This window comes from Bradyrhizobium sp. SHOUNA76 (assembly GCF_023006445.1).
Lineage (GTDB): Bacteria > Pseudomonadota > Alphaproteobacteria > Rhizobiales > Xanthobacteraceae > Bradyrhizobium.
The window spans coordinates 1-1,470 of the sequence record NZ_JALBHA010000863.1 but is presented as its reverse complement, the minus strand read 5'-3'; the positions used below and the strand labels follow the sequence as shown (position 1 = coordinate 1,470).

The following is a 1,470-nucleotide window of genomic DNA, read 5'->3' as shown; positions in this document are numbered from 1 at the left end:
ATCAGCTCAACACGAAGCTTCAGGCCAACAACCTGACGGCGACGATCGACGCCAACGGCCTGCTGACGGTCTCGACCACCAACGACTATGCGTCCTCGACCATCGGTTCGAACGCCGCAGGTGGTGCGATCGGCGGTACGCTGACCTCGTCGCTGACATTCTCGACGGCTTCCAGCCCCGTCCAGGATACGGTTGCGCAGACCTCGCGTGCTAATCTCGTCAACCAGTACAACAACATCCTGAACCAGATCGACTCGACGGCGCAGGACTCCTCGTTCAACGGTGTCAACCTCTTGAACGGCGACCAGCTCAAGCTGGTGTTCGACGAAACCGCGAAGTCGAGCCTCAGCATCACGGGCGTGACCTACAACTCCAAGGGTCTGGGCCTTGCTGCGTTGACCAGCGGTGTCGACTTCATCGACAACTCCGCGACCAACAAGGTGCTGGCCAACCTGAACTCGGCGTCGAGCACGCTGCGTTCGGAAGCCTCGGCTCTGGGCTCGAACCTGACGATCGTGCAGGTTCGTCAGGACTTCAACAAGAACCTGATCAACGTGCTGCAGACCGGTTCGTCCAACCTGACCCTGGCCGACACCAACGTCGAAGCGGCCAACAGCCAGGCGCTGTCGACCCGCCAGTCGATCGCGGTCTCCGCGCTCTCGCTGGCCAACCAGTCGCAGCAGAGCGTGCTCCAGCTGCTCCGCTAAGTCGCGGACGACATCAAGACGATTACGGCGGCGGGGCTTCGGCCCCGCCGCTTTTTTTGTGCGCGCTCGAGAAGGCAGGCGACGCTCGAAAAAGTAACCAGCGGTTATGGTTAATGGAGCGTAAGCGCAGAGAAACGCCAATGATTTCAAGCTGATTGCAGAACCCGCGCGCGGCTGCCGTTCGTTTATGGTGAACCGACGCTTATGCAGGCGATGTTCGTTTCACCCTTTGTTAGCCATGTCGCGGCACGCTGGCCCCGTCACTCGATCCGAAGCGATCGAACGAAGACGCGTAAGCCAGAAGGGTAAGAGTCATGTCAGGTATTGTTCTCTCTGCGTCGGTTCGTCAGAACCTCCTCTCTCTCCAGTCCACCGCCGATCTTCTCGCCACCACACAGAACCGTCTGTCGACCGGCAAGAGCGTCAACTCGGCCCTGGACAATCCCACCAACTTCTTCACGGCACAGTCGCTCGACAACCGCGCCAGCGACATCAACAATCTGCTCGACGGCATCGCCAACGGCGTGCAGGTGCTGCAGGCCGCCAACACCGGCCTGACCTCGCTGCAGAAGCTGATCGACTCTGCGAAGTCGATCGCCAACCAGGCGCTGCAGACCACCGTCGGCTACTCCACCAAGTCGAACGTCTCCACCACCATCGCCGGTGCGACGGCGGCCGACCTGCGCGGCACGACTTCGTTCGCCAGCGCGACCGCGAGCAGCAACGTGCTGTATAACGGCACGGCCGGCGGCACCACGGCTGC

1 protein-coding gene and 1 pseudogene are annotated in these 1,470 nt (G+C 61.4%); both read left to right on the top strand.

What is annotated here, in order from left to right:
- On the top strand, nucleotides 1–707 hold a 707-nt coding region (locus MOV74_RS38015; protein WP_258719569.1), incomplete at its 5' end, for a flagellin.
- Nucleotides 708–1,021: 314 nt separating this feature from the next.
- Nucleotides 1,022–1,470 (top strand): annotated as a pseudogene (locus tag MOV74_RS38010) (flagellin); the annotation flags it as partial.